16 protein-coding genes and 2 pseudogenes are annotated in these 20,963 nt (G+C 73.9%); 9 read left to right on the top strand and 9 right to left on the bottom strand.

Annotation, left to right across the window (positions count from 1 at the left end; all coding sequences use genetic code 11):
- Window positions 1-1,466: pseudogene (locus tag BLW63_RS26420) on the bottom strand (hypothetical protein); the annotation flags it as partial.
- A 321-nt stretch (window positions 1,467-1,787) separates the two neighbouring features.
- On the opposite strand from BLW63_RS26420, the pseudogene BLW63_RS24280 reads away from it, so the two are divergent.
- Both BLW63_RS24280 and BLW63_RS24275 read left to right on the top strand, forming a co-directional pair.
- Window positions 1,788-2,251, top strand: a pseudogene (locus tag BLW63_RS24280) (IS5 family transposase); the annotation flags it as partial.
- Window positions 2,252-2,474: 223 nt separating this feature from the next.
- Window positions 2,475-3,584, top strand: coding sequence for a GNAT family N-acetyltransferase (locus BLW63_RS24275; RefSeq protein WP_091162019.1), 1,110 nt, complete (start codon window positions 2,475-2,477; stop codon window positions 3,582-3,584).
- A 344-nt stretch (window positions 3,585-3,928) separates the two neighbouring features.
- On the opposite strand, the gene nrfD is transcribed toward BLW63_RS24275, so the two are convergent.
- The 5 genes from nrfD to BLW63_RS24250 all read right to left on the bottom strand — a co-directional run bounded on the left by nrfD (window position 3,929) and on the right by BLW63_RS24250 (window position 10,563).
- Window positions 3,929-4,966 carry an NrfD/PsrC family molybdoenzyme membrane anchor subunit gene (nrfD, locus tag BLW63_RS24270; protein WP_091162018.1) on the bottom strand — a complete coding sequence of 346 codons (1,038 nt, stop codon included), beginning with the start codon at window positions 4,964-4,966 and terminating at the stop codon, window positions 3,929-3,931.
- 73 nt (window positions 4,967-5,039) lie between these two features.
- Complete coding sequence (locus tag BLW63_RS24265; protein ID WP_091162017.1) at window positions 5,040-6,110, bottom strand: 4Fe-4S dicluster domain-containing protein; 1,071 nt, start codon at window positions 6,108-6,110, stop codon at window positions 5,040-5,042.
- 28 nt (window positions 6,111-6,138) lie between these two features.
- On the bottom strand, window positions 6,139-8,856 hold the full coding sequence (gene fdh / locus BLW63_RS24260) for a formate dehydrogenase (RefSeq protein WP_091162016.1): 2,718 nt from the start codon (window positions 8,854-8,856) through the stop codon (window positions 6,139-6,141).
- Between the two features lie 12 nt (window positions 8,857-8,868).
- A complete protein-coding gene (locus BLW63_RS29205) occupies window positions 8,869-9,429 on the bottom strand; it encodes a dehydrogenase (protein ID WP_091162015.1) in 561 nt (186 codons plus the stop codon).
- A 264-nt stretch (window positions 9,430-9,693) separates the two neighbouring features.
- Window positions 9,694-10,563, bottom strand: coding sequence for a hypothetical protein (locus BLW63_RS24250; RefSeq protein WP_091162014.1), 870 nt, complete (start codon window positions 10,561-10,563; stop codon window positions 9,694-9,696).
- Between the two features lie 316 nt (window positions 10,564-10,879).
- Between BLW63_RS24250 and BLW63_RS24245 the strand changes: the two genes are divergently transcribed.
- From BLW63_RS24245 to BLW63_RS24220, 6 genes are all read left to right on the top strand, one after another.
- Window positions 10,880-11,680 (top strand): MBL fold metallo-hydrolase, encoded by an 801-nt coding sequence (locus tag BLW63_RS24245; protein WP_091162013.1) that lies wholly within the window; start codon window positions 10,880-10,882, stop codon window positions 11,678-11,680.
- Window positions 11,677-12,303, top strand: coding sequence for a DedA family protein (locus tag BLW63_RS24240; protein WP_244522781.1), 627 nt, complete (start codon window positions 11,677-11,679; stop codon window positions 12,301-12,303). The genes BLW63_RS24245 and BLW63_RS24240 overlap by 4 nt, the downstream gene beginning before the upstream one ends.
- Window positions 12,300-14,483, top strand: coding sequence for a phage holin family protein (locus BLW63_RS24235; RefSeq protein ID WP_091162027.1), 2,184 nt, complete (start codon window positions 12,300-12,302; stop codon window positions 14,481-14,483). The genes BLW63_RS24240 and BLW63_RS24235 overlap by 4 nt, the downstream gene beginning before the upstream one ends.
- 85 nt (window positions 14,484-14,568) lie before the next feature.
- The gene (locus BLW63_RS24230) at window positions 14,569-15,543 is read left to right on the top strand and encodes a glucosyl-3-phosphoglycerate synthase (protein ID WP_091162012.1); all 975 of its coding nucleotides are present in this window, start codon (window positions 14,569-14,571) and stop codon (window positions 15,541-15,543) included.
- Between the two features lie 198 nt (window positions 15,544-15,741).
- Window positions 15,742-16,704: a glucosyl-3-phosphoglycerate synthase gene (locus tag BLW63_RS24225; protein ID WP_091162011.1), complete on the top strand. Its 963-nt coding sequence runs from the start codon at window positions 15,742-15,744 to the stop codon at window positions 16,702-16,704.
- Window positions 16,701-17,903 carry a glycosyltransferase gene (locus BLW63_RS24220; protein ID WP_091162010.1) on the top strand — a complete coding sequence of 401 codons (1,203 nt, stop codon included), beginning with the start codon at window positions 16,701-16,703 and terminating at the stop codon, window positions 17,901-17,903. Before BLW63_RS24225 ends, BLW63_RS24220 begins: the two co-directional genes overlap by 4 nt.
- A 7-nt stretch (window positions 17,904-17,910) precedes the next feature.
- Here BLW63_RS24220 and BLW63_RS24215 read toward each other — a convergent pair whose 3' ends face one another.
- Entirely contained in the window at window positions 17,911-18,882 is a 972-nt protein-coding gene (locus BLW63_RS24215) for a Gfo/Idh/MocA family protein (RefSeq protein WP_091162009.1), read from the bottom strand.
- Between the two features lie 286 nt (window positions 18,883-19,168).
- Between BLW63_RS24215 and BLW63_RS27555 the strand changes: the two genes are divergently transcribed.
- On the top strand, window positions 19,169-19,861 hold the full coding sequence (locus tag BLW63_RS27555; RefSeq protein WP_211517279.1) for a TetR/AcrR family transcriptional regulator: 693 nt from the start codon (window positions 19,169-19,171) through the stop codon (window positions 19,859-19,861).
- A gap of 1 nt (window position 19,862) precedes the next feature.
- On the opposite strand, the gene BLW63_RS24205 is transcribed toward BLW63_RS27555, so the two are convergent.
- The gene (locus tag BLW63_RS24205; RefSeq protein ID WP_091162008.1) at window positions 19,863-20,456 is read right to left on the bottom strand and encodes a TetR-like C-terminal domain-containing protein; all 594 of its coding nucleotides are present in this window, start codon (window positions 20,454-20,456) and stop codon (window positions 19,863-19,865) included.
- Window positions 20,457-20,599: 143 nt separating this feature from the next.
- Window positions 20,600-20,932 carry a hypothetical protein gene (locus BLW63_RS24200; protein WP_091162007.1) on the bottom strand — a complete coding sequence of 111 codons (333 nt, stop codon included), beginning with the start codon at window positions 20,930-20,932 and terminating at the stop codon, window positions 20,600-20,602.
- Window positions 20,933-20,963: the final 31 nt, after the last annotated feature.

The following is a 20,963-nucleotide window of genomic DNA, read 5'->3' as shown; positions in this document are numbered from 1 at the left end:
TCCCAGTCCTCAGCGCGGGCGGTCTCGGCGTCGCTGTTCCGCTGCCAGCGCTCGAACGGGTCGCGGTCCCAGTCCTCAGCGCGGGCGGTCTCGGCCCGCTCACTACGCTGGTTCCTGTCAGTGGGCGTGTCCGGCGCGACGGGGTCTCCGCGCCCGGGCCCGGTCGCGCCGTCGTGCCGCGCCGCTGGCCGGGAGGCTTCCCGGCGGTCGGCGGAGTGTGAGGTCTCCTTGGCCGGCATGACCGAGGCGTCGTCGGTCGGATCGTTCGAGCCGAGGCGCTGTTGAGCCGCGGGTTCGGGCATCCGGTCCGGGGCGGAGGTGGCCTGTGCCGGCCCGTTGAGCGAGAGATCGAGGACCGGGTCGGTCGGTGACCCGGGGTCTGTGTGCCGCGCGGGTTCGGTGGATGACGCAGCTGTCGGTGGAGGCCCGGAGCTCGGCCGTGCAGGGGACACAAAGTCGATCGGTGGCGCAGAGCCTGGTGAGACCGGTGGTGAGGACTCGGACACCGGCGCTGTCGGCGGTTCGGGCAACTGCGGCTCATCACCGACGACCTCGGACACGGCCGGTCGGTTGGGGACGCCCGGCTCCGGAACTCGATGCGGCGTCGGTTCGGGAGCGGTGGGATCCGGGGTTGCGGGGTGCGGCGGGGGGTCAGCTGGCGAGAGATCGGTGTCCCGCTGTCGGGGCTCGACCGGTGGGTCGGGCAGCCCTGGCTCAGGAGTCGGATGCGCCGATGGTCCGGGAGCGGCGGGCTCCGAGGCGGCGACGTCAGGCGTCGGGTCGCTCGGCGGCCGGTCGGCGTCCGGCGGCTCCTCACCAGCACCGCCCGCAGGCGGTGGACTCTCGTCCGGAGGTGCGGGGTTCTCGCCAGCAGAAGTGTTCGGCAGCTCGGACGCCGAGTCGGCCTGTGCCTCGGCATCGGGCGATCCCCCGTCTGGTTCGGGATCGAGATCCGACTGGTCCGCGCTGGGGAATCCCGCGACCGGCGACCCCGGCTGGTCCGTGTCCGTACTCGGCGACTGATCGTCGGCGCCTTGTTCACTGGACGTCTGGCCGGGGCTGTCCTCGTTCGAGGGGGCGTCCTGGTTGGGCCCCGCTGGGCCTGCGCTCTCGTCGCCCCGGTCACCCTGGTCGGCTTCATCGGCCGCCGGGTCACCCTCGTCTGTCTTGGCATCCGAAGATGCTGGCCCGGAGGTCCCGAGCTCCGTGTCAGTGCCGATGTCCGTGACCTGTGGATCGCCGAGGCCGTCCGACACACCCGACACATCGTCGGCCGTGCTGTCGACCGGCCCGGGCGTGTCCGCCCGTGCCATGTCGGTCACGAGCGCCAGCAGCAGGAACGCACCCGTGGTCAGGAACAGGCGCCACAGCCACCGGGCGCAGCAGGTCAGGTGCTTCGTCAGCTCGGCACCAGGGCGCAGCGCGCGACGACGTCGCAATTCGCCGGACGCCCTCCACAACGACACGGACGCTCCTTGGCTCGGAATCCACAGCGAAGCGGCGTTTCGTTGACCCGTCACTCGCAGCAGTTGCAGACGGACAATTTCCGGAAGGGGCGAGTGAGGGCAACACTTGAATGCTCGCGAGAAGACAGGCTCGGTCGAGTCGTCACGGCTCGTGATCCGCCGGGTATACAAATGCACATCGGACGGTGCCGAGGTCGCGCTGAATGACCGCATAGTGACGCGGAGCATCCGTGACGGAAGGCGGCACGGTCGGCGGGGCTTAAGAAGACGTTGCAGAAGTAGGGCTTTGGGCCCTGTTCCGTTTGGACGGCTCGGCTCAGGCTGTCGGGCGTGTCCTCGCCGGCGTCTTCCCCGCGGCGCAGGCTGGTCAGCGATGAGCTGTGGGCGCTGTTCGAGCCGCTGATCCCATCGCAGAGGCCAGCAGTGCATGGCCGCATCGGTCGCCCGCGGGTCTCCGACCGGGACGTACTCGAGGGCATCGCCTTCGTGAAGTCCACCGGGATCGGCTGGGCCAAGCTGCCCACCGAGCTGGGCTACGGGTCGGGCTGGACCTGCTGGCGACGGATGCACGAGTGGGCCGACGCCGGCGCCTTCGACCGTCTCCACCAGTTCGTGCTGGACCGTCCGGGCGAGCAGGGCCGGCTGGACTGGAACCGAGCCAGCCTGGACTCCGTCAGCGTCCGGGCGAAGAGGGGCGTGCACTGACCGGCCCGAACCCCACCGACAGCAGCAAGGCCGGCAGCAAGTACCACCTGCTCGTCGAAGCCTGCGGCCTACCGCTGAACGACCATCACCGCGCTGGCCCGCCCGGCCTGGCCGTCACCCTCATCTGCGCCCGAGGACTACTGACGAACTAATGCAACGTCTTCTTAAGCCCGGAGCCACGGAACCGGCCTCGCGGAGCCCACACCCGCCCTCGGTTGTGTCGCGCGCGAACCCGGCCCGGAACGCTGGAGAGCGACCTACTGTGCGCCCCGCCACCGAGTGCAGGTCTCACCGGGAGGAACGATGACGAATGCGACGGCAAGGGCATCCGCGGATGCTGAAGTGCAGCTGCTGACCGGTGCGGCTGACGTCAGTCGAGCCTCCGCGGCTTGGGACGCGCTCCCGTCGACGAGTGCAGCCGTCGGGGGACACGCCTGGGTGCAGGCATGGCTCGAGGTGTACGGCGCCGAACACGAACTGGGCGTTGCTGTCGCCGGCTCTGTCGACGTGCCGACAGCCGTCCTCCCGCTCGTGCGCAACCGCCGAAGTCCCTGGACGTGGGAAATGCTCGGCGTCCGGCAGGTAAGTGAGCCCATGGATGTGCGCGGCTACGACGCCCGTGGCCTGGGCCTTCTCGTCGAGGACGCGGTACGTCGCGGTGTCCCGCTCCGCTTCAAGCGCTTGCCGGCCGAGTCGCCACTCCTCCCGCCTCTGCAAGCCATGCACGGTCGACGTGCGCTCGTGCGCACGAGGCTCGTCGTCGGAACCCCCACCATCGCGTTGGACAAGCGATGGCGCGAGCCGGAACACCACTTCAGCAAGCGCCGGCGAGGTGACTTCCGGACCGCGCTCCGTCGCGCCGAGCAACTGGGCCAGGTGGAGCTGACCGTCGAGGAACCCACGCCCGAGCAGGTCGGCCCGCTCTTCGAGGAGGTTGTCGCGGTCGAGGCCTCCGGCTGGAAGATGAGGGCGGGTACGGCGCTCGCTGCTAGCCCCCGAAAGCGCTCCTTCCTGCTGCGGCTCTGTGAGATCGCCGCGGAAGAGAAAGCCACCCGGCTTGCTTTCCTGCGCATCGGCGGCCGAGCCGTGGCAGTCCAGGTCGCCGTCGAGCAGCAGGGGCGGTACAGCCTATTCAAGATCGGCTTTGACGAGGAGTTCGCCCGGTGCTCGCCCGGCAATCTCCTGATGCTACACACGGTCCGGCAGGCCGCAAACCGTGGCCTGACCGCGTTCGACTTCCTCGGCGCCGAGGAGCCGTGGACGGCCGTATGGACAGAGGAAGTGCGTTCCTGCCTAGACGTCAATGTGTACCCGCTCTCGGCGTGGTCGCCCGTGGCCGGCGCAGACGCGGTGGCGCGCCGACTGGGCTGGTGGGGCCTGCAGCGGATCCGAGCGGCGCGGACAGGGGGGTGAGCGGCCTCCCCGGCGCTGTGCGTCGAGTTGATCGTCGGCCGTCGGTGTTGACCACCCGGTCAGCCCGGGCGGCGCGCTGGCAGCCGTCGCCCAGCCTGTCCAGCTGGGCAGGCGTGGGACGAGCCGCTCGAAGCGACGGGTGATCTCAACGGCGGTGCCGGGCTCGATGTGGACGCTGAATACGGCCCGGCGTCCGGACTCGGTCCCCGACCAGGGCCGCTGGTGCCGTCCATCTCGCTGCTTCCCCCAGCGGCGCCGCGTGGTGAGATGTTCGAGCGGAACCCACCGGGTGTACCGCTCCGAGCCGGTACCGCGGGGCCGCGTTGAGGGCGGCTACACCCGCCTCAGCGAGTGATCGTCGGTGCGTGCCCGTTCTCCCGCGCTGCGAGTCGCTCGCGCTGCGGGACGACGGTGTACTTGGGGTCCCTGGCGCTGGCCATGCCCGCCTCGAACACGCCAAAGCGGGTGAGCAGCGACCCGGCCGCGAGCAGGGCCCCGGCCACGACCGCGCCCGCACGCCGGCGTCCGGCGACGACGGTGAGCGCGGCACCGGCCGCGGTGCACGACTTCGCCGCGCGCAGCAGCCGGCCGGCCCTGCCCTCGTGGTACGGCTCGCTGACGATGCCGAACTCGGTCTCGACCCGGTGCATCGCGGCCAGCTCGATCGCCGCACCGGCCACCGCCATCTTGCGCGACGGCCCGGCCTCGTCGATCGGGCTGAGCGCCATCGTGAGACCCCCGCCGGCGGCCATCCCGGAGGCGCCGAAGACGAACGGCAGCTCCTTGTGGGCGGCGTGCCACGACGGGACGGCGGTGTTGGCGAACAGCACCCCGGTGTAGGTCGCCAGCGGGCCGCCGAACAGCGCCGCGACCACCCCGCCGAAGCGCTTGAGCCGCGGGAACCAGCCGAGCAGCTCGACCGCCGCCGTCGCCCCGGCCGCCGCGCTGAACGGCGCCAGGATGTAGGAGCCGATCGACAGCGGGGACGTCGGCTTGATCACCCGCAGCATGTGCAGGAACCGCTCGGGCCGGCCCAGGTCGTGGACGAGGAACACGACCGAGGCGATCGCCGCGCCACCGGAGACGTAGCGGGCGTTGCGGGTGAGCGCCGGCCGGTCAGTGAGGTCGGCCAGCGCCGCCATGATCGACGACGAGCCGGCCGCACCCCCGAGGAAGAGGTACAGCGGCACGTCCGGCGTCTTCCACACCGGCGGCTTGATGATCGGCCGGCCGTAGTAGGAGGTGAACTCGGCCTCCTCGACCATTGCCACCTCGCCGCCGGGGCGACCCCCGCCGCGCCGGCGCCGCTTCTGCCGCTTCTGCGCCGGCGGCCCGTCCGCCCGCCGCCAGCCCGCGCCCGGCGTCGTGATGCCCTCGGTCACAGCTCCTCCTCGCTGGCGCTCGTCGGAGCTGTGCCGATCGGTGCTCTGCTCATCGGTGACCTCGCGAGCTTGGTCACCTGAGCCTCCTCGACCCGAGGACGGCTGACAGCGCCACCCCGAGGATCATCACCGCGGCCGCACCGGCCGACTTCCACATCGCGGGCAGGTCGCGCGTGGTCACGATCGGATCCGGCGGCAGGCCGTAGACCTCCGGCTCGTCGAGCAGCAGGAAGAACGCGCCGTTGCCGCCGACGCCGTCGTCCTCGTCGCGCCCGTAGAGCCGTGCGGTCTCGACGCCCTGCTCCTTGAGCGTGGCCAGCCGCGCGTCGGCGCGGGCCTGCAGCTCGTCGAGGTTGCCGAACTGGATCGACTGGGTCGGGCAGGCGGTGGCGCACGCCGGCTGCAGCCCGTCGGTCAGCCGGTCGTAGCACATCGTGCACTTGAAGACCCGGCCGTCGCCCTTGCGCTGCTCGATGACGCCGTACGGGCAGGACGGCACGCAGTAACCGCAGCCGTTGCAGATGTCGTCCTGGACGACGACCGTGCCGAACTCGGTGCGGAACAGCGCCCCGGTCGGGCAGACGTCCAGGCACCCGGCGTGCGTGCAGTGCTTGCACACGTCGGAGCTCATCAGCCAGCGGATCTGCTTGTCCGTCCCCGACTGCCCGGTCTGCGGGTCGAACTCGCTGAGCGCCTCGGCGTTGAGCACGCTGGACTGCTGCGCGGTCGCCAGGCTGTCGTCGTTCGGGCCGTCGGGAACCGAGCGGCCGGAGTCCTGCCGGTCGTCCCCGGGCCGGCCGAAGGTCGGCATCGGCAGGTCCACGGTCCGGGTCTGCTCGATGAACGCCACGTGCCGCCAGGAGTTGGCGCCGAGCTGACCGGTGTTGTCGTAGGACATCCCGGACAGCCCGATGACGTCGCGCACGCCGTGCGCGTCGTCCATCGGCAGGGTGTTCCACTCCTTGCAAGCCACCTCGCAGGCCTTGCAGCCGATGCACACCGAGGTGTCGGTGAAGAAGCCCACCCGCGCCGGGTGGTCACCGTCGTAGCCGGCTTCCCCCTGCACGTCGGGCAGCGGCCCGAACAGCCGGTTGTCGGGGTCGCGCCCGGTGAAGGCCGGGCTCGCCGAGCTGATCGAGGTCATGCCGGCCTCCTGTCTGCCCTGCAGCCGGTCACAGCGTCGACCCCTCGCCGGCCTCGGCGGCGACCGGGTCGCGGCCGTTGACCCCGACCCGCCCCGACGGCACGCCGGCGCGCTGCCGGTAGCCCTCGACGAAGTCGACGAGCTCGGGCCCGCGCGGTCGCCGTCCCGGCCGGATGTCGGCGGTGCTGACCTTGTCCTCCTGGATGTGCGTGTTCGGGTCGAGCACGATCCCGAGCAGGTCGTTGGCCCCGTCGCCGGTCGAGAGGCCGCTGTAGGACCAGTGGTAGGGCATCCCGATCTGGTGCACGACCTGGCCGTCCCGCAGCTTGATCGGCCGGATCCGCTCGGTGACCAGGACCTTCGCCTCGATCGCCGTCCGCGAGCTGACCAGCGTGGCGTACTCGCCGTTGGTCAGGCCGCGCAGCGCGGCGAGCTCGGGGCTCACCTCGACGAAGAACTCCGGCTGCAGCTCCGACAGGTAGGGCAGCGTGCGGCTCATCCCGCCGGCGGTGTGGTGCTCGGTCAGCCGGTAGGTGGTCACCTGGAACGGGAAGACGTCGGACAGCGGCGGGTTCTCCCGGTTCCACGGCCCCTCGATGCGCTCCAGCGTCGGGTTCGCCTGCTGCTTGTACAGGGCGTTCTCGACGACGGACTCCGCCGGCTCGTAGTGCGTCGGCAGCGGACCGTCGACCACCCCCGCGGGCGCGAACAGCCAGGCCTTGCCGTCGCCCTGCATGACGAACGGGTCGGCGCCGCCGATCGCGTCCTGCGCCCGGGCGCCCTCCGGCGGCACGTAGTCCGGCCGCTTGGTCGCCTCGAAGTCCGGGTTGTCCAGGCCGGTCCAGCGACCGGCCTCCTCGTCCCACCAGACGTAGGCCTTGCGCTCGCTCCACGGCTTGCCGTCGGGGTCGGCGGAGGCGCGGTTGTAGAGGATCCGCCGGTTGTACGGCCAGGCCCAGCCCCACTCGGCGGCCACCGGCCCCTGCTCGCGGCCGGGCTTGCGGCGCGCGGCCTGGTTGACCTCGTCGGCGTAGACGCCCGAGTAGATCCAGCAGCCGCACGACGTCGAGCCGTCGTCCTTCAGCTCCATGTACCCCGACACCGCACGCCCGTCCGGGCCGGTGCCGTTGATCTCCCGCAGGATGGCGTCGGCGCTCGGCTCCTGGTCGGGCCCGTGGGTCGGGTAGTCCCAGGTGAGGTCGAGCAGCGGGCGGTCCCGCGGGTCGGTGGAGTCGGCCAGCCGCTCGCGCAGGATGCGACCGAGGTGGAAGTAGAACCACAGGTCGCTCGTGGCGTCACCCGGCGGCTCGACCGCCTTGTGCCGCCACTGCAGCAGCCGCTGGGTCTGGGTGAACGTCCCCTCCTTCTCCGCGTGCGAGGCCGCGGGCACGAAGAAGACCTCGGTGCCGATCGTCTCGGGCGCCAGCTCCCCGGTCTCGATCTCCGGGGACTCCTTCCAGAAGGTCGCCGACTCGATCATCTGCAGGTCGCGGACCACCAGCCAGTCCAGGTTGGCCAGCCCGAACCGGTTCATGCGCCCGTTGGGGTGCCCGACCGTCGGGTTCTCGCCGACCAGGAAGTAGCCGGAGACCTTGCCCTTGATCATGTCGGTGATCGTCCGGTACGAGCTGTGGTCGCCGTCGATCCTGGGGAGGTAGTCGAACGCGAAGTCGTTCTCCGGCGTCGCGGCGTCCCCCCACCAGGCCTTGAGCAGGCTGGTCATGTAGGCGCGCTTGTTGCCCCAGAAGCCGGCCTTGCCGGCCGCGTCGGCGCAGTACTCGTCGAGGCTCCCGTGCTGCAGCGCGTGCGGCATGGGCAGGTAACCCGGCAGCAGGTTGTACAGCGTCGGGACGTCGGTCGAACCCTGGATGCTGGCGTGCCCGCGCAGCGCCAGGATCCCGCCGCCGGGACGGCCGATGTTGCCCAGCAGTGTCTGCAGGATCGAGCAGGTGCGGATGTACTGCGCGCCGACGCTGTGCTGCGTCCAGCCCACCGAGTACACCCACGCCGTCGTCCGCTCGCGACCGCTGTTCTCGGTCACCCAGCGGGCGACCTGCAGGAAGACCTCCGGCTCGATGCCGCAGACCTCGGCCACCATCTCCGGGGTGTAGCGGGCGAAGTGCCGCTTCAGGACCTGGAACACCGAGCGCGGGTGCTGCAGCGTCTCGTCCCGCTTCGGCTTGGCCGCGATCGGCGGGCCACCGCTGCCGGCCGCCTGGGCCTTGTCGGTCTTCTTGACCTCCGGGTCCTGCTCCTTGCGGTCCTGCTCGGCAGCCCCGGCCGGGTCGTCCGAGCCGGAGTGCGGCGGCTCCTCCGGCTCGTACTGCCAGCTGGCCTCGTCGTACAGGTTCCGCTCCGGGTCGAACCCGGAGAACAGGCCGTCGAGGTCCTCGGAGTCGATGAAGTCCTGGCTCACCAGCGCCGCGGCGTTGGTGTAGGCGACGACGTACTCCTTGAAGTACAGCTCGTTGGTGAGCACGTGGTTGATCAGGCCGCCGAGGAACGCGATGTCCGTGCCGATGCGCAGCGGCACGTGCAGGTCGGCGATCGCGCTGGTGCGGGTGAAGCGCGGGTCGATGTGGATGACCTTCGCGCCGCGCGCCTTGGCCTCACCCACCCACTGGAAGCCCACCGGGTGGCACTCGGCCATGTTCGAACCCTCGATGACGATGCAGTCGGAGTTCGCGAGGTCTTCCTGGAAGTTCGTGGCACCGCCACGGCCGAACGAGGCGCCCAGACCGGGCACCGTGGCGGAGTGCTATATGCGCGCCTGATTCTCGATCTGTATCGCGCCCAGGGCGCTGTAGAGCTTCTTCATGAGGTAGTTCTCCTCGTTGTCGAGGGTCGCCCCTCCGAGGCTCGCTAACCCCATGGTGCGGTTGACGCGCTTGCCGTCGTTCTCGTCCTGCCAGCCCCTGCGGCGGGCCTCGAGCACGCGGTCGGCGATCATGTGCATCGCCGTGTCGAGCTCGAGGTCCTCCCACTCCGTCCCGAACGGACGGCGGTACTTCACCGTCGTCACGCGGGTCGGGCTGGTGACCAGCTGCTTGCTGGCGCTGCCCTTGGGGCACAGCCGGCCGCGGCTGATCGGCGAGTCCGGGTCACCCTCGATCTGGACGATCTGCTCGTCCTTGACGTAGATCCGCTGGCCGCACCCCACCGCGCAGTACGGGCACACGCTCTGCACGACGCGGTCGGCGGTGGCCGTGCGGCTCACCACGTTCTCCGTCGCCTTGCTGCGCGCGGCCGCGCCGCGTCCGAGGGGGTCGGGGCCGGTCAGCTGCCGGAACACCGGCCACGCGTCGAGCCAGGTCTTCACACCGGCAACTCTGCCACTCCGGCGCCGACTCGGCGCTGCGAGACCCGCCGTCGCCGATGGCAACCGGCCGTTGCCGTTCCGCCTGCGGCCTGCGCCTCCGCCGCCTCCCGCCCTTCCCGCGGCTGTCTCTGCCCCTCCCGTGCCGTGATCATGGGCTTGTTGCGGGCCTCGCCGGCGCGTCGTCGCGTATCGCCTGCGACAACCCCATGATCAACTGGAGGTGCCAGGAGCGCGGGGTCGAGTGGGCCGGCGGAGGATCGGCCGTCAGGGGCGCCAGCCGCGGCTGCCCAGGGCTCGCCGGGTGCGCTCCACCACGACGACCGGGCTGCCCAGGTGGCGTGCGGCGAAGCGGACGACGAGCCAACCGTCGGCGGCCATGAGCGAGTAGCGGTCGACGTCCCGCCCGAACTGGTCGGCGTCGGCGTGCTGGCGGCCCTCGTACTCCACGGCCACCTTCCACTCTGCGTAGCCCAGGTCGGCGTGAGCGACGACGCGACCCCACCGGTCGTGCACGGGCAGCTGCACCTGCGGATCGGGCAGGTCGCTGGTCACCAGCCAGTAGCGGACCAGGCTTTCCGGCCGGGACGCCGCCCGCCCGTCGAGCCGTGGGGCGCACTCGCGGGCGCGGACGACGCCCCGGACGCGGTCGGCGCGCTCGAGACGCCGGGCCAGCGATCCGGCGTCCAGGTGCCCGGAGCGAACGAGTGCGTCGCCGACCGCCACCAGCTCCGCGGGCGGCAGCAGCGCGGCCAGGTCGAGGAAGGTCTGCGAGCCGGACGTCAGCGGCAGCCCGCCGTCCCCCACGACGTCGTCCTCAGTCACCAGCCGCTCGTGGACAGCGAGCCCGGCGCGCCTGGGCAGCTGTCGCCGCGACGGGACGACGACGTGCACGGCGGCCGGCTCCGCCACCGGCGCCCCGTACAGCCGCGCCGCCGTCCCGAGGCCGAAGGCGGCGTCACCGGGGAGGACCAGCCGCCAGGCGCGACACCGCGTGGCCAGGTCCGGCTCGACGGCCGAGGAGAGGTAGAGGCCACGGCCGATGCGGCGGCCGTCCTGGGCGATCTGCCCGCGGGTCGCGCCTCGGGATCGGGCGTCGTCCCAGGTGTAGGCGGTCCCGAGGTCGATGTCGGTCATGCCGGCGACCGTCGGGGCGCTGCGGCCCGCTCGGCGTCCGCGTGGACATCTGTGGACGCTGCCTCGGGCTGTGGACGCCGTCCTATGGCCACGTCCCGCCGTGATCATGGGGTTGTTGCCGGTCCGCACGGCGCGTCGCCGCGTGTCACTTGCAACAACCCCATGATCAACGCGGGGATGGTCGGGAAGGGGACGCGGGAGGAGAGGGTGGGGAGACCGGGCGACGGTGGGGTGACCGCGGGCGCCGGCAGGGCCCTCACGCCCGGAGGGGGCAAACCGGTGCCGGATCGTCGGTACCCGGGCAGATACTGGCCCGGTGGGCGGCCTGCACCTGCACTTCCTCGGTCACTCGACGGCGCGCGTCGAGCTGGCCGGGCACACGGTGCTGACCGACCCCCTGCTCACCGCGCGGGTCGGGCCGCTGCGCCGGATGGTGCCGGCGCCAGCCCCGGAGACGTTCGCCGGCGTCGACCTGGTACTGGTCAGCCACCTGCACGGCGACCACCTGCACCTGCCCTCGCTGCGGCTGCTCGGTCGGGACGTGCGGGTCGTCGTCCCCCGCGGCGCCGGGGCGTGGCTGCGGGCGCGGGGGTTCGCGCACGTCTCCGAGGTGCTGCCCGGCGAGACGATCCGCCACGGCGCGCTGCGGGTGACCGCCGTCCCGGCCCTGCACTCCGGGCACCGATGGGGCCCGCGACTGACGCACGGCCCGGACACCGCCGCGGTGGGGCACCTCATCACCGGCGGCGGGCGCACCGTGTACGCCGCCGGTGACACCGGGCTGCTCGACACGATGTGGCTGCTCGGCGAGCGCGGGGTGGACGTCGCGCTGCTGCCGGTGTGGGGGTGGGGGCTCACGCTCGGCCACGACCACCTCGACCCGGCCGACGCGGCCGAGGCGACGGCGCGGTTGCGGCCGCGGGTCGCCGTCCCCGTGCACTGGGGCACCCTCGCGCTGCCCGGCGTCGAGCGCCTGCCGCGGATGCGCCGGCTGCTGGTCGAGCCGCCGCGCGACTACGCCGCCGCGGTCGCCGCCCGTGGCCTGGACACCGCCGTGGTCGTCGCCGAGCCGGGCCGGCCGGTGCCGCTGCCCGAACCCGCCGGGACGACGTCGTGAGCGCGCTGGCCGCGGGCTGGACCGACGGCTCGATGGGCTACCCCGTCCTCTTCGGCGGCGTGCTGCTCGGCTCGGTGGTGCCCGTCGTCCCCACCGGGGCGGTGGTCGGCGCGGGGGCCGCGTTCGCCATGACCGCCCACGAGCTCAACCTCGTGCTGGTCGTCGTCGTGGCCACCCTGGGCGCCTGGGCCGGCGACCTCGTCACCTTCGCGATCTGCCGCTTCGGGGGGCCCGCGGCGGTCCGCTGGGTCGCCCGCGGCCAGCACGCGGAGCGGATCGAGGAGGTCCGCGAGCAGTTCCGGCGGCACGGCTGGCAGATCGTCGTCGTCGGCCGGCTGCTGCCCGCGGGGCGCATCCCGGTGCTGCTGGCCGCCGGCGCGCTGGCCTACCCGTGGCGGCGGCTGCTGCCCGCCTCACTGCTGGCGGCGTTCCTCTGGGCGGTCGCCTACGCCGCCCTCGGCGTGCTGAGCGGCGGCATATTCGACTCCCCGCTGGTCGCCGTCCTGCTGGCGACCCTGCTGGTGCTGGCCGTCGGGGTGGTGCTCAACGCGGTGGGCTCGCACCGCAGGCGCGCCCCCGACCCGGAGCGCGAGCCGGACCCCTCGGCGTGCGGCCCGGCATGACCGCTCCCTCCGGGCGGGTCCTCCAGCGGGGCCGCACGCCGGCGCGCGTCGTCCTCACCTGGGCCGCCAGCACCGCCGCGCTCGTCGTCCTCGACCGGTGGCTCGGCGCCTTCGCGATGCCGGCGTGGTGGCAGCCGCCGCTCATCGCGCTGCTGCTGGGCCTGCTCACCGGCGTGGTGTGGCCGCTGGTCATGCGGGTCGCGTTGCCGCTGGCCTTCTTCACCCTCGGGCTGGGCAGCTTCCTGCTGCTGGGCGCCGCGGTGCTCGGCCTGTCCTTCCTGGTCCCCGGCGTCGTCATCGCCGACCTGCGCACCGCGGTCGTCGTCGGGGTCGCCATGGCCGGGGTGTCCGGCTTGGTCAGCAGCGTGCTCGCCCTCGACGAGGACGAACTCTTCTTCCGCCGCGCCCGCCGCCGTTCGGCGGGGAGGCCTGACGACCGCGCGCGCCGCCGGGCCCGGGGGACGGCGGAGGGGCGGCCGCGCCCGCCGGGCGTGCTCTTCCTGCAGATCGACGCGCTCTCGCACGACACCGCCCGCCGCGCGGTCCGCGACGGGACGATGCCCAACCTGGCCGCCTGGCTGCGCTCGGGCAGCCACGTGGTGACCTCCTGGCACACCGACTGGAGCTCGCAGACCGGCGCCTCGGTCTGCGGCATCCTGCACGGCTCCAACGACGACATCCCCGGTTTCCGCTGGTACGACAAGGAGCGCGACCGGGTCGTCCGGGTCTCCTCCCCGACCGACGCCGCGGACATCGAGCGGGCGCACTCCGACGGCCGGGGGCTGCTCTCCGGCGGCGGGGCCAGCCACGGCAACCTGTTCACCGGCGACGCCGCCCACGTCAGCCTCACTATGAGCTCGCTCGCGTACGTCGTCCCCGCCGCCAGCCGTCGGGCGCGGCAGCGGCGCGACCGCCCCGGCGCCGGCTACTACGCCTACTTCGCCAACCCCGGCAACGCGCTGCGCACGCTCGCGGTCTCGCTCGTCGACGTCTACCGCGAGCTCGTCGCCGCCGCCCGGGAGCGCCGGGACGACGTCCGGCCGCGCGTCTCCCGCGGCGGGATCTACCCGCTGGCCCGGCCGGGGACGACGGTCATCTCCCGCGACGTCGTCGTCTTCGCGCTGCTGGAGGACATGCTCGCCGGCCGGCCGATCGCCTACGCGGACTTCCTCGGCTACGACGAGGCCGCCCACCACGGCGGCCTCGAGCGGGCCGACAGCCTGGCCGTGCTGCACAGCATCGACCAGCAGATCGGCCGGCTGCACCGCGCCGCGCAGCTCGCGCCGCGCGAGTACCACCTGGTGTGCCTCTCCGACCACGGCCAGACCCAGGGCGAGTCGTTCGCCACCCGCTTCGGGGAGACCGTCGAGCAGCTGGTCGGCCGGCTCTGCGGCGGGCGCGGCGAGCTGCCGGTCGGGCACCTCACCGGCCCCCGGGACAGCCGTCGGCTCACCGAGGGCTGGCAGGTCGGGGCGGCGCTCGCCGAGAGCGGCGGGCCGATAGCGCGCCGGCTGCGCGAACGGGTGGAGCGCGCCGAGGGCGTGCCGCACGCCCACGAACTGCCCGCCGGCCGCGAGGGCCGGGTGCCGCGGGTGGCCCCGGGCGTGGTCGTCGCCGTCTCCGGCCACACCGCGATGGTGTCCTTCGCCGACCTCCCCGGCCGGGTCTCGCTGGAGGAGATCGAGCGACACTGGCCGGCGCTGCTGCCCGGCCTGGTCGACCACGACGGCGTCGGCTTCGTGCTCGTCCACTCCGAGGAGCACGGCCCGGTGGTGCTCGGCCGCGACGGGCTGCACCGCCTGGCGACCGGCGAGGTGGTCGGTGAGGACCCCCTGCTCCCCTACGGCGCGCACGCCGCCGGCCTGGTCGCCCGCGGCTCGACGTTCCCGAACTGCGCGGACGTCGTCGTCAACAGCCGCTACGACCCGGTCACCGACGAGGCCTCGGCGTTCGAACCGCACGTCGGCTCGCACGGCGGGCTCGGCGGGTCGCAGCAGCACGCGTTCCTGCTGCACCCGCGGGCGTTCCGGGCGCCGGGCGAGGTCGTCGGCGCCGAGGCGCTGCACCGGGTCCTCCGCAGCTGGCTCACCGACCTCGGCCACCCCGAGCCGACGGGGGACGACGCCGCCGTCGGTGCCCTCAGCGCGACCGCTCGGCGCACCTCCGACGTCCCGGTGTGACCTCCGGCGGCACGGCCGGTGACGTCCTCGTGAACTCGTCGCGTCAGCGTGGCGCCGCGGTGATCACCTCGCCGAGAGTGGGGGGATGCGACCCGACGCCCGTGCCTGGTTCGAGTCCCGGACCACCTCGGTGCCCTCCCTCGACGTGCTCGACCTGGAGGGCCTGCTGTGCGCCAAGCGTCGCGGGCAGCACCGGGTCAGCGTCGTCCTCCCGGCCCGGGACGAGGCGGCGACGGTCGGCGGGCTGATCGCCGACCTCCACGAGCAGTGGGTGCAGCGGACCCCGCTGGTCGACGAGCTGCTCGTCGTCGACTCCGACTCGACCGACGCCACCGCCGCGGTGGCCCGCGCCGCCGGGGCCGACGTCGTCGCCGCCGCCGACGTGCTCCCCGGCCACGGCAGCCGCCCGGGCAAGGGCGAGGCGCTGTGGAAGGGGCTGGCCGCGACCACCGGCGACCTCGTCGTGTTCCTCGACGCGGACCTGCTCGGTGACGTCCGGCACTTCGTCCCCGGCCTGCTCGCACCGCTGCTCGGCGACCCGCAGGTGGAGTACGTCAAGGGCTGCTACACCCGCCCGCTCGAGGTGGGGGGCACGAGCGTCCCGGTCGGCGGGGGTCGGGTCACCGAGCTGACCGCGCGGCCGCTGCTCAACGCGCTGTGGCCCGAGCTCGCCGGGTTCGTGCAGCCGCTGGGCGGCGAGTACGCCGGACGGCGCTCGGCCCTGGAGCAGGTCCCGTTCGTGTCGGGCTACGGCGTGGAGGTCGGGCTGCTGGTCGACCTGCTGCGGCTCGTCGGGCTGGCCGCCCTGGCGCAGGTCGACCTGGGCGTGCGCCGCCACATCTCGCAGGGACAGGAGGCGCTGGGCCGGATGGCGGGGCAGGTCGTGTCGACGGTGCTGGCCCGGGCCGGGCGGGAGCAGGCCGGCGGGCTGCTCACCCAGTTCCGCCACGACGGCGCAGGGTTCGAGCCGCACAGCACCGCCGTGGCCGTGGACGAGCGGCCGCCGTTGGCGACCGTGCCGGAGTACCGGGCCCCGCTCGGCGACGCCGTCGTCGGCTGACGCCCCCGGGAGCAGCCCAGCGCGGGAATGGGCGCAGGAGCCACAGCCGGCTGACGCCCCGGGAGCACCGCCGCGAGCGCCCCGAGGCCCGAGGAGGGCGATCGAGACCAGCCACGAACCCTGCTTCTCGTGCATCCTGTCGCCCGACGGGGACCTCTGTGCCGACACCGACGTCGGCACCCGACCTGGGGGAGACGCGTGCGCCCTGACGTCCGACGCTGGCTCCGTTCCCGAACCTTCACCGCCGAGACGTGGCAGGCGGCCGACCTGGTCACCGCGAAGGGCACCCGCGGCTCGACCGTCAGCGTGGTGCTCCCGGCGCTCGACGAGGAACGCACCGTCGGCGCGATCGTCGAGACGATCCGCCGCGACCTCGTCGAGGCCTGCCCGCTGGTCGACGAGATCGTCGTCGTCGACAGCGGATCCAGCGACCGGACCGCGGAGGTCGCGGCGGCGGCCGGGGCCCGCGTCGTCTCCGTCGACGACGTGCTGCCCCGGCACGGCAGCCGGCCGGGCAAGGGCGAGGCGCTGTGGAAGTCGCTGCACGCGACCACCGGCGAGCTCATCGTGTTCGTCGACTCCGACCTCGTCGACTTCGACCCGAGGTTCGTCGTCGGCCTGCTCGGCCCGCTGCTCACCGACCCCACCATCGGGTACGTCAAGGCGCTCTACGACCGCCCGCTGACGACCACCGACGGCATCGTCCCCTCCGGCGGCGGCCGGGTCACCGAGCTGGTCGCCCGCCCGCTGCTCAACGCCTTCTGGCCCGAGCTCGCCGGGTTCGTGCAGCCGCTGTCCGGCGAGTACGCCGGGCGCCGGGAGCTGCTGGAACAGGTCCCGTTCGTCTCGGGCTACGGCGTCGAGCTCGGGTTGCTGGTCGACCTCGTGGCGCTGGCCGGGCTCGACGCGCTGGCGCAGGTGGACCTGGGCACCCGTAAGCACACCCACCAGGCCGACGCCGCGCTCGGCCGGATGGCCGGACAGATCCTGCAGACCGCGCTCGCCCGGTGGCCCGGCGGGGGCCGGCCGGAGAGCGAGCTGCTGCAGTTCCTGCGCACCGCCGACGGGCTGGAGAGCGTCACCTGGGACGTCGGCGTCGTCGAGCGCCCGCCCATGCGGGCCGTCCGCGCCGCCGACCGCCGCCGGGGGACGTGGGCATGAAGATCCTGATGGACGCCGGGCCGTGGCTGCCGGTGCCGCCACCCGGGTACGGCGGCCTGGAGAACGTCGTGGCGACGCTGACCGCCGAGCTGCGGACCCGCGGGCACACCGTCGTCCTGGCCTCGGTCGGCGACTCCACCCTGCCGGTCGACGGCCTGGTCAGCGCGTTCCCCAGCGGCCGCTTCGAGCAGCTGGGCGGGCCGTACCCGCAGGTGGTCGGCACCGCGCACGCGCACGAGCAGGTGGTGCTGGCGACCCTCGCCGAGCACGCGCTGGCCGGTGAGCCGTTCGACCTCGTGCACAGCCACGTCGAGGTGGTGGGCCCGGCGCTGCTCGCCGGCCTGGGGGACGCCGCCCCGCCGACGCTGGCCACGCTGCACTGGGACACCCGGCGCAACGCCGACTTCTGGGCCTCCTTCGACGGCGGCGGCCGGGTCTGGTTCGCGGGCGTCTCCGACACCCAGGTGGCGCAGGCCCCGGAGGCGCTGCGCGCGCAGGTGGTGGGCGTCGTCCCGCTGTCGGTACCGGTCGACGGTCCGCCCCCGGTGCCGCGGGCGGACCGGTCCGACGCCGTCCTCGTGCTGGCCCGGCTGTGCGAGCCCAAGGGCATCGACACCGCCCTGCGCGCCTGCCGCGCGGCCGGGGTGCCGCTGGTGCTCGCCGGCCCGGTCGGCGGCCTGCCGGACCGGGAGGCCCTGGAGCGCGCCCTCGCGACCCCCGGTCACCCGGCCCGCTCGCACCCCGACGTCGCGTGGTTCCTCGAGCACGTCGACCCGCACCTCGACGGCGCCGCGGCGCGCTGGATCGGCAGCGTGGGAGGGGCCGACAAGGACGCGCGGCTGCGCACCTCCCGCGCGGTGCTGTTCCCCATCCGCTGGGAGGAGCCCGGTGGCACCGCCGTCTGCGAGGCGCTCGCCGCCGGGACGCCGGTGGTCGCCATGGCCCGGGGCTGCCTGCCCTCGCTGGTGGACGACGGCCGCACCGGCTTCCTGGCCACCGACGAGGCGGGGTTCACCGCGGCGCTGGGCCGGCTCGACGCCATCGACCCGGAGGCCTGCGCGGCCGAGGCCCGCCGCCGCTTCGCCCCCGCCGTGATGGCCAACGGCTACGAGCGGCTCTACGCCGCGACGATCGCCCGGGCCCGCAGCCGGTCGCGGGGCCGGCTGTCGGTGCCCCGCGAGCAGCGCGCCCTGCACTGACCGCCGCTCACGGCCGGACGGCGTCCCCCGTGCGGGCGGACTCGGCGATCGCCACCGCGACCCGGTGGGTGCGCAGCGCCTCGGCGTAGTCGACCAGCCCCTCCGTCGGCACGCCGCCGGCCAGCACGTCGACGAAGGCCCGGTCGACGGCGGTGCGCCCGTCGACCCGCGGCTCGCTGCGCTGCGCGCCCTCGGCGGTGGTGACGGTCAGCGAGGTCTCGGTGAGCTGCACCGCCGCGCCGTCGCACACCACGTCGAGGCCGGCGGCCAGTTTGCCGGGCAGCGAGCAGGCGGCGGTCAGCGTGCCGACGGCCCCGGAGTCGAACACGAGCAGCGCGGCGGTCGCGTCGTCGACGTCCCGGCCCTCGGCGCTGGACGGCGCGGCCGTGGCACGGACCTCGACGACCTCCCCGACGAGCAGCCGGGCCAGGTCGAGCACGTGGGTGAGCTGCTCGACCACCTGCCCGCCGGAGCGCTCCCGGCGCGACCACCACGCCGGCGGCGGCACCTTGTCCAGCCAGGTGGCGTCGACCAGCCGGGGCCGGTGGGCGGCGCAGACGGCGCGGGCGGCGGCCACCGTGTCCAGGTGCCGCCAGTGGTAGCCGGTCGCGGTGGGCAGCCCCGCCCCGGCCACGGCCCGGGCCACCTCCTCCGCGACCGCGACGCCCGTCGACAGGGGCTTCTCGACGAGGAACGGGACCCCCGCGCGGACGGCGGCCAGCTCGAGCTCGCCGTGGGCGAAGGGCGGGACGCACAGCCAGACGCCGTCGAGCCCCTGGGCGAGCAGCCGGTCGACGTCCGGGACGACCGGCACGCGCAGCCCGTCAGCGAGCGCGTCGGCAGCGCCGGGGACGGCGTCGGTGACGGCGACCAGCTCCACGTCGGGGAAGCCGGCCAGTGTCCGCGCGTGGCGGGCGCCGACACCCCCGGCCCCGACGAGTCCGACGCGGACGGGAGTCCCGGTGCGCGATTGGCCCATGCCGGGGTCCTGCCCCGCCTGCGGACGGCGTAACCGCTGGTCGCCCGCGTGGCCGCGGCCGGCCGGGGGTCCGGACACACCCCGCGACACGCCGACGTGCGGCGCTGGGAGCGTGGTGTCGTCGTCCGCGTCCGGTCCCGCGGGTGACGGGCGGCACGCCGGCCGGGCGGCCGACCATTCGGGCGATACCCCCCATCGCGCCGTGCTGGTCCCCCGAACGGAGCGCACAATGGCGTCGTGGGAGGGACTACAGCGAGTGAGCACGGAGCGGAGTTAACCTGAGACCGTGAGTGAGGCCATCGACCGGCGTGCCCGCAAGAAGGCACTGACCCGGTCACTCATCCGCGAGACCGCGCAACGGCTGTTCGCCGAGCACGGCTTCGAGGCGGTGACGATCGCCGACATCGCCTCTGCTGCCGATGTCGCCGTCCAGACCGTCTTCAACCACTTCCCGACGAAGGAGGACCTCTTCTTCGACGGGCACACGCCGTGGGTGGAGGGCGCCGCCGAGTCGGTGCGCTCGCGCGCTCCCGGTACCGGCCCCCTCGACGCGCTGCACGCCCACCTCGTCGACCGGGTGGCCGGGCACGTCCGGCACCTGGCCGACCCCGAGGGGCGCACGTTCGACGCCACGCTCGAGGCCTCCCCCGCGCTGCGGGCCCGCGAGCGGGAACTCCACCACGAGGCGACCGCGCGGCTCGGCGACGCGCTGTACGAGGTGTGGACGACGGAGGGCGGCGCCCCCGCGGTCCCGGAAGACGTCCGCACGGCTGCCTCGGTCACCGCCGCGGTCTGGCTGGCCGCCGTCCGCACCCTGATCGTGCAGCACCGCCGGCTGCTCACCGGCCCGGCCGGTGCGCTGCCGGGCAGCGACGAGGAGGGCGTGAGCCTGGCGCGCTCGGTCGCCGACCAGGTGTTCAGCGGGCTGGGCTCGGCGATGTCCCGGCCGACCGCTGACGGGCTGCGGCCGACCGGCTGAGTCAGACGGAGGCGCGTTCCCGGTCCGGCAGCAGGATCGGCAGCAGCACCTCGTCGAGGACGCGCTGCACCTCGCCGCGGCTCATGGCGCCGTGGGCGGAGGTGTAGCGCTGCCACCAGAAGGCCTCGACGACCGAGCACAGCAGGGCCAGCCGAGCCGCGGGGACCGGCTGGCCCCGGTCGGCCGCCCGGGCGCCGATCGTCTGCACCGCGTCGGCGAGCGGGCGGACCAGCGCGGCGTCCAGCCCGGCGCGGAGGTCCTCCTCGTGGCGGGCCACCCCGACCAGGCTGGCCGCGGCGCGCTCCTCGCGGTCGAGCGGCCGGTGCCAGCGGTCGACGAGCGCGGCCAGGTCCTCGCGCAGCGAGCCCTGGTCCGGCGGTGCCTCCACCAGCGTGAAGCGCCCGACCGCCGTGCGGGCCATCGCCGCCATCGTCGGCCAACGCCGGTAGATACCGGCCTTGCCGGCGTGGGCACGGGCGGCGACGCGGTCGCTGTTGAGCTTGCCCCAGCCCTCGTCGGCCAGGATGTCGACCGCGACGGAGAGCAGTTGCTCGGAGAGTTCGGCGCTCAGCGGGCGCCCCGGCGTGCCGCTCACGCCGGGACCAAGGAGATGCGGGTCACGGGGTCATCGTGACGCGCGGCTGGAGCCGCCACAACGACGACACCGCAGAGTTTCGGCTTTTCCGGCGATTTCACGTTCCGGAAACAACCCCTCCCGTCACGCCTGTCACGCTGGTGTCAGGCGCCGGCCGCGCTCTCCACGTGCACCTGCACGCTGCTGCCGTCGTCGCTGAGCCAGCCGGACTCCCGGGTCTTCGCCAGCATGGCGTCCCACCGCTCCGCCCAGTCCTCGCTCCCGGCCTGCGGTTCGGCCGCCGCCCGGAGCGCCGCCACGTCCAGGACGCCGGTCTGCGCGTCCTGCACCCGGCCCAGGCCGGCGTCCCGCAGCACGCCGTCGGCCTCCTCGTCGGTCACGGCCCCCAGTGCCAGGTGCAGCCGGGTCAGGTCGTCGACGTCGACCACCCGGACCTCGGGCCGCTCGTCGGCGCCACCCACCACCTCGACGATCACTTCGTCCTCCTTCGTACGGTCAGGCTCCTGA

This window comes from Geodermatophilus africanus (genome assembly GCF_900107105.1).
Taxonomy (GTDB): domain Bacteria; phylum Actinomycetota; class Actinomycetes; order Mycobacteriales; family Geodermatophilaceae; genus Geodermatophilus; species Geodermatophilus africanus.
This window is presented reverse-complemented; position numbering and strand designations above follow the sequence as displayed.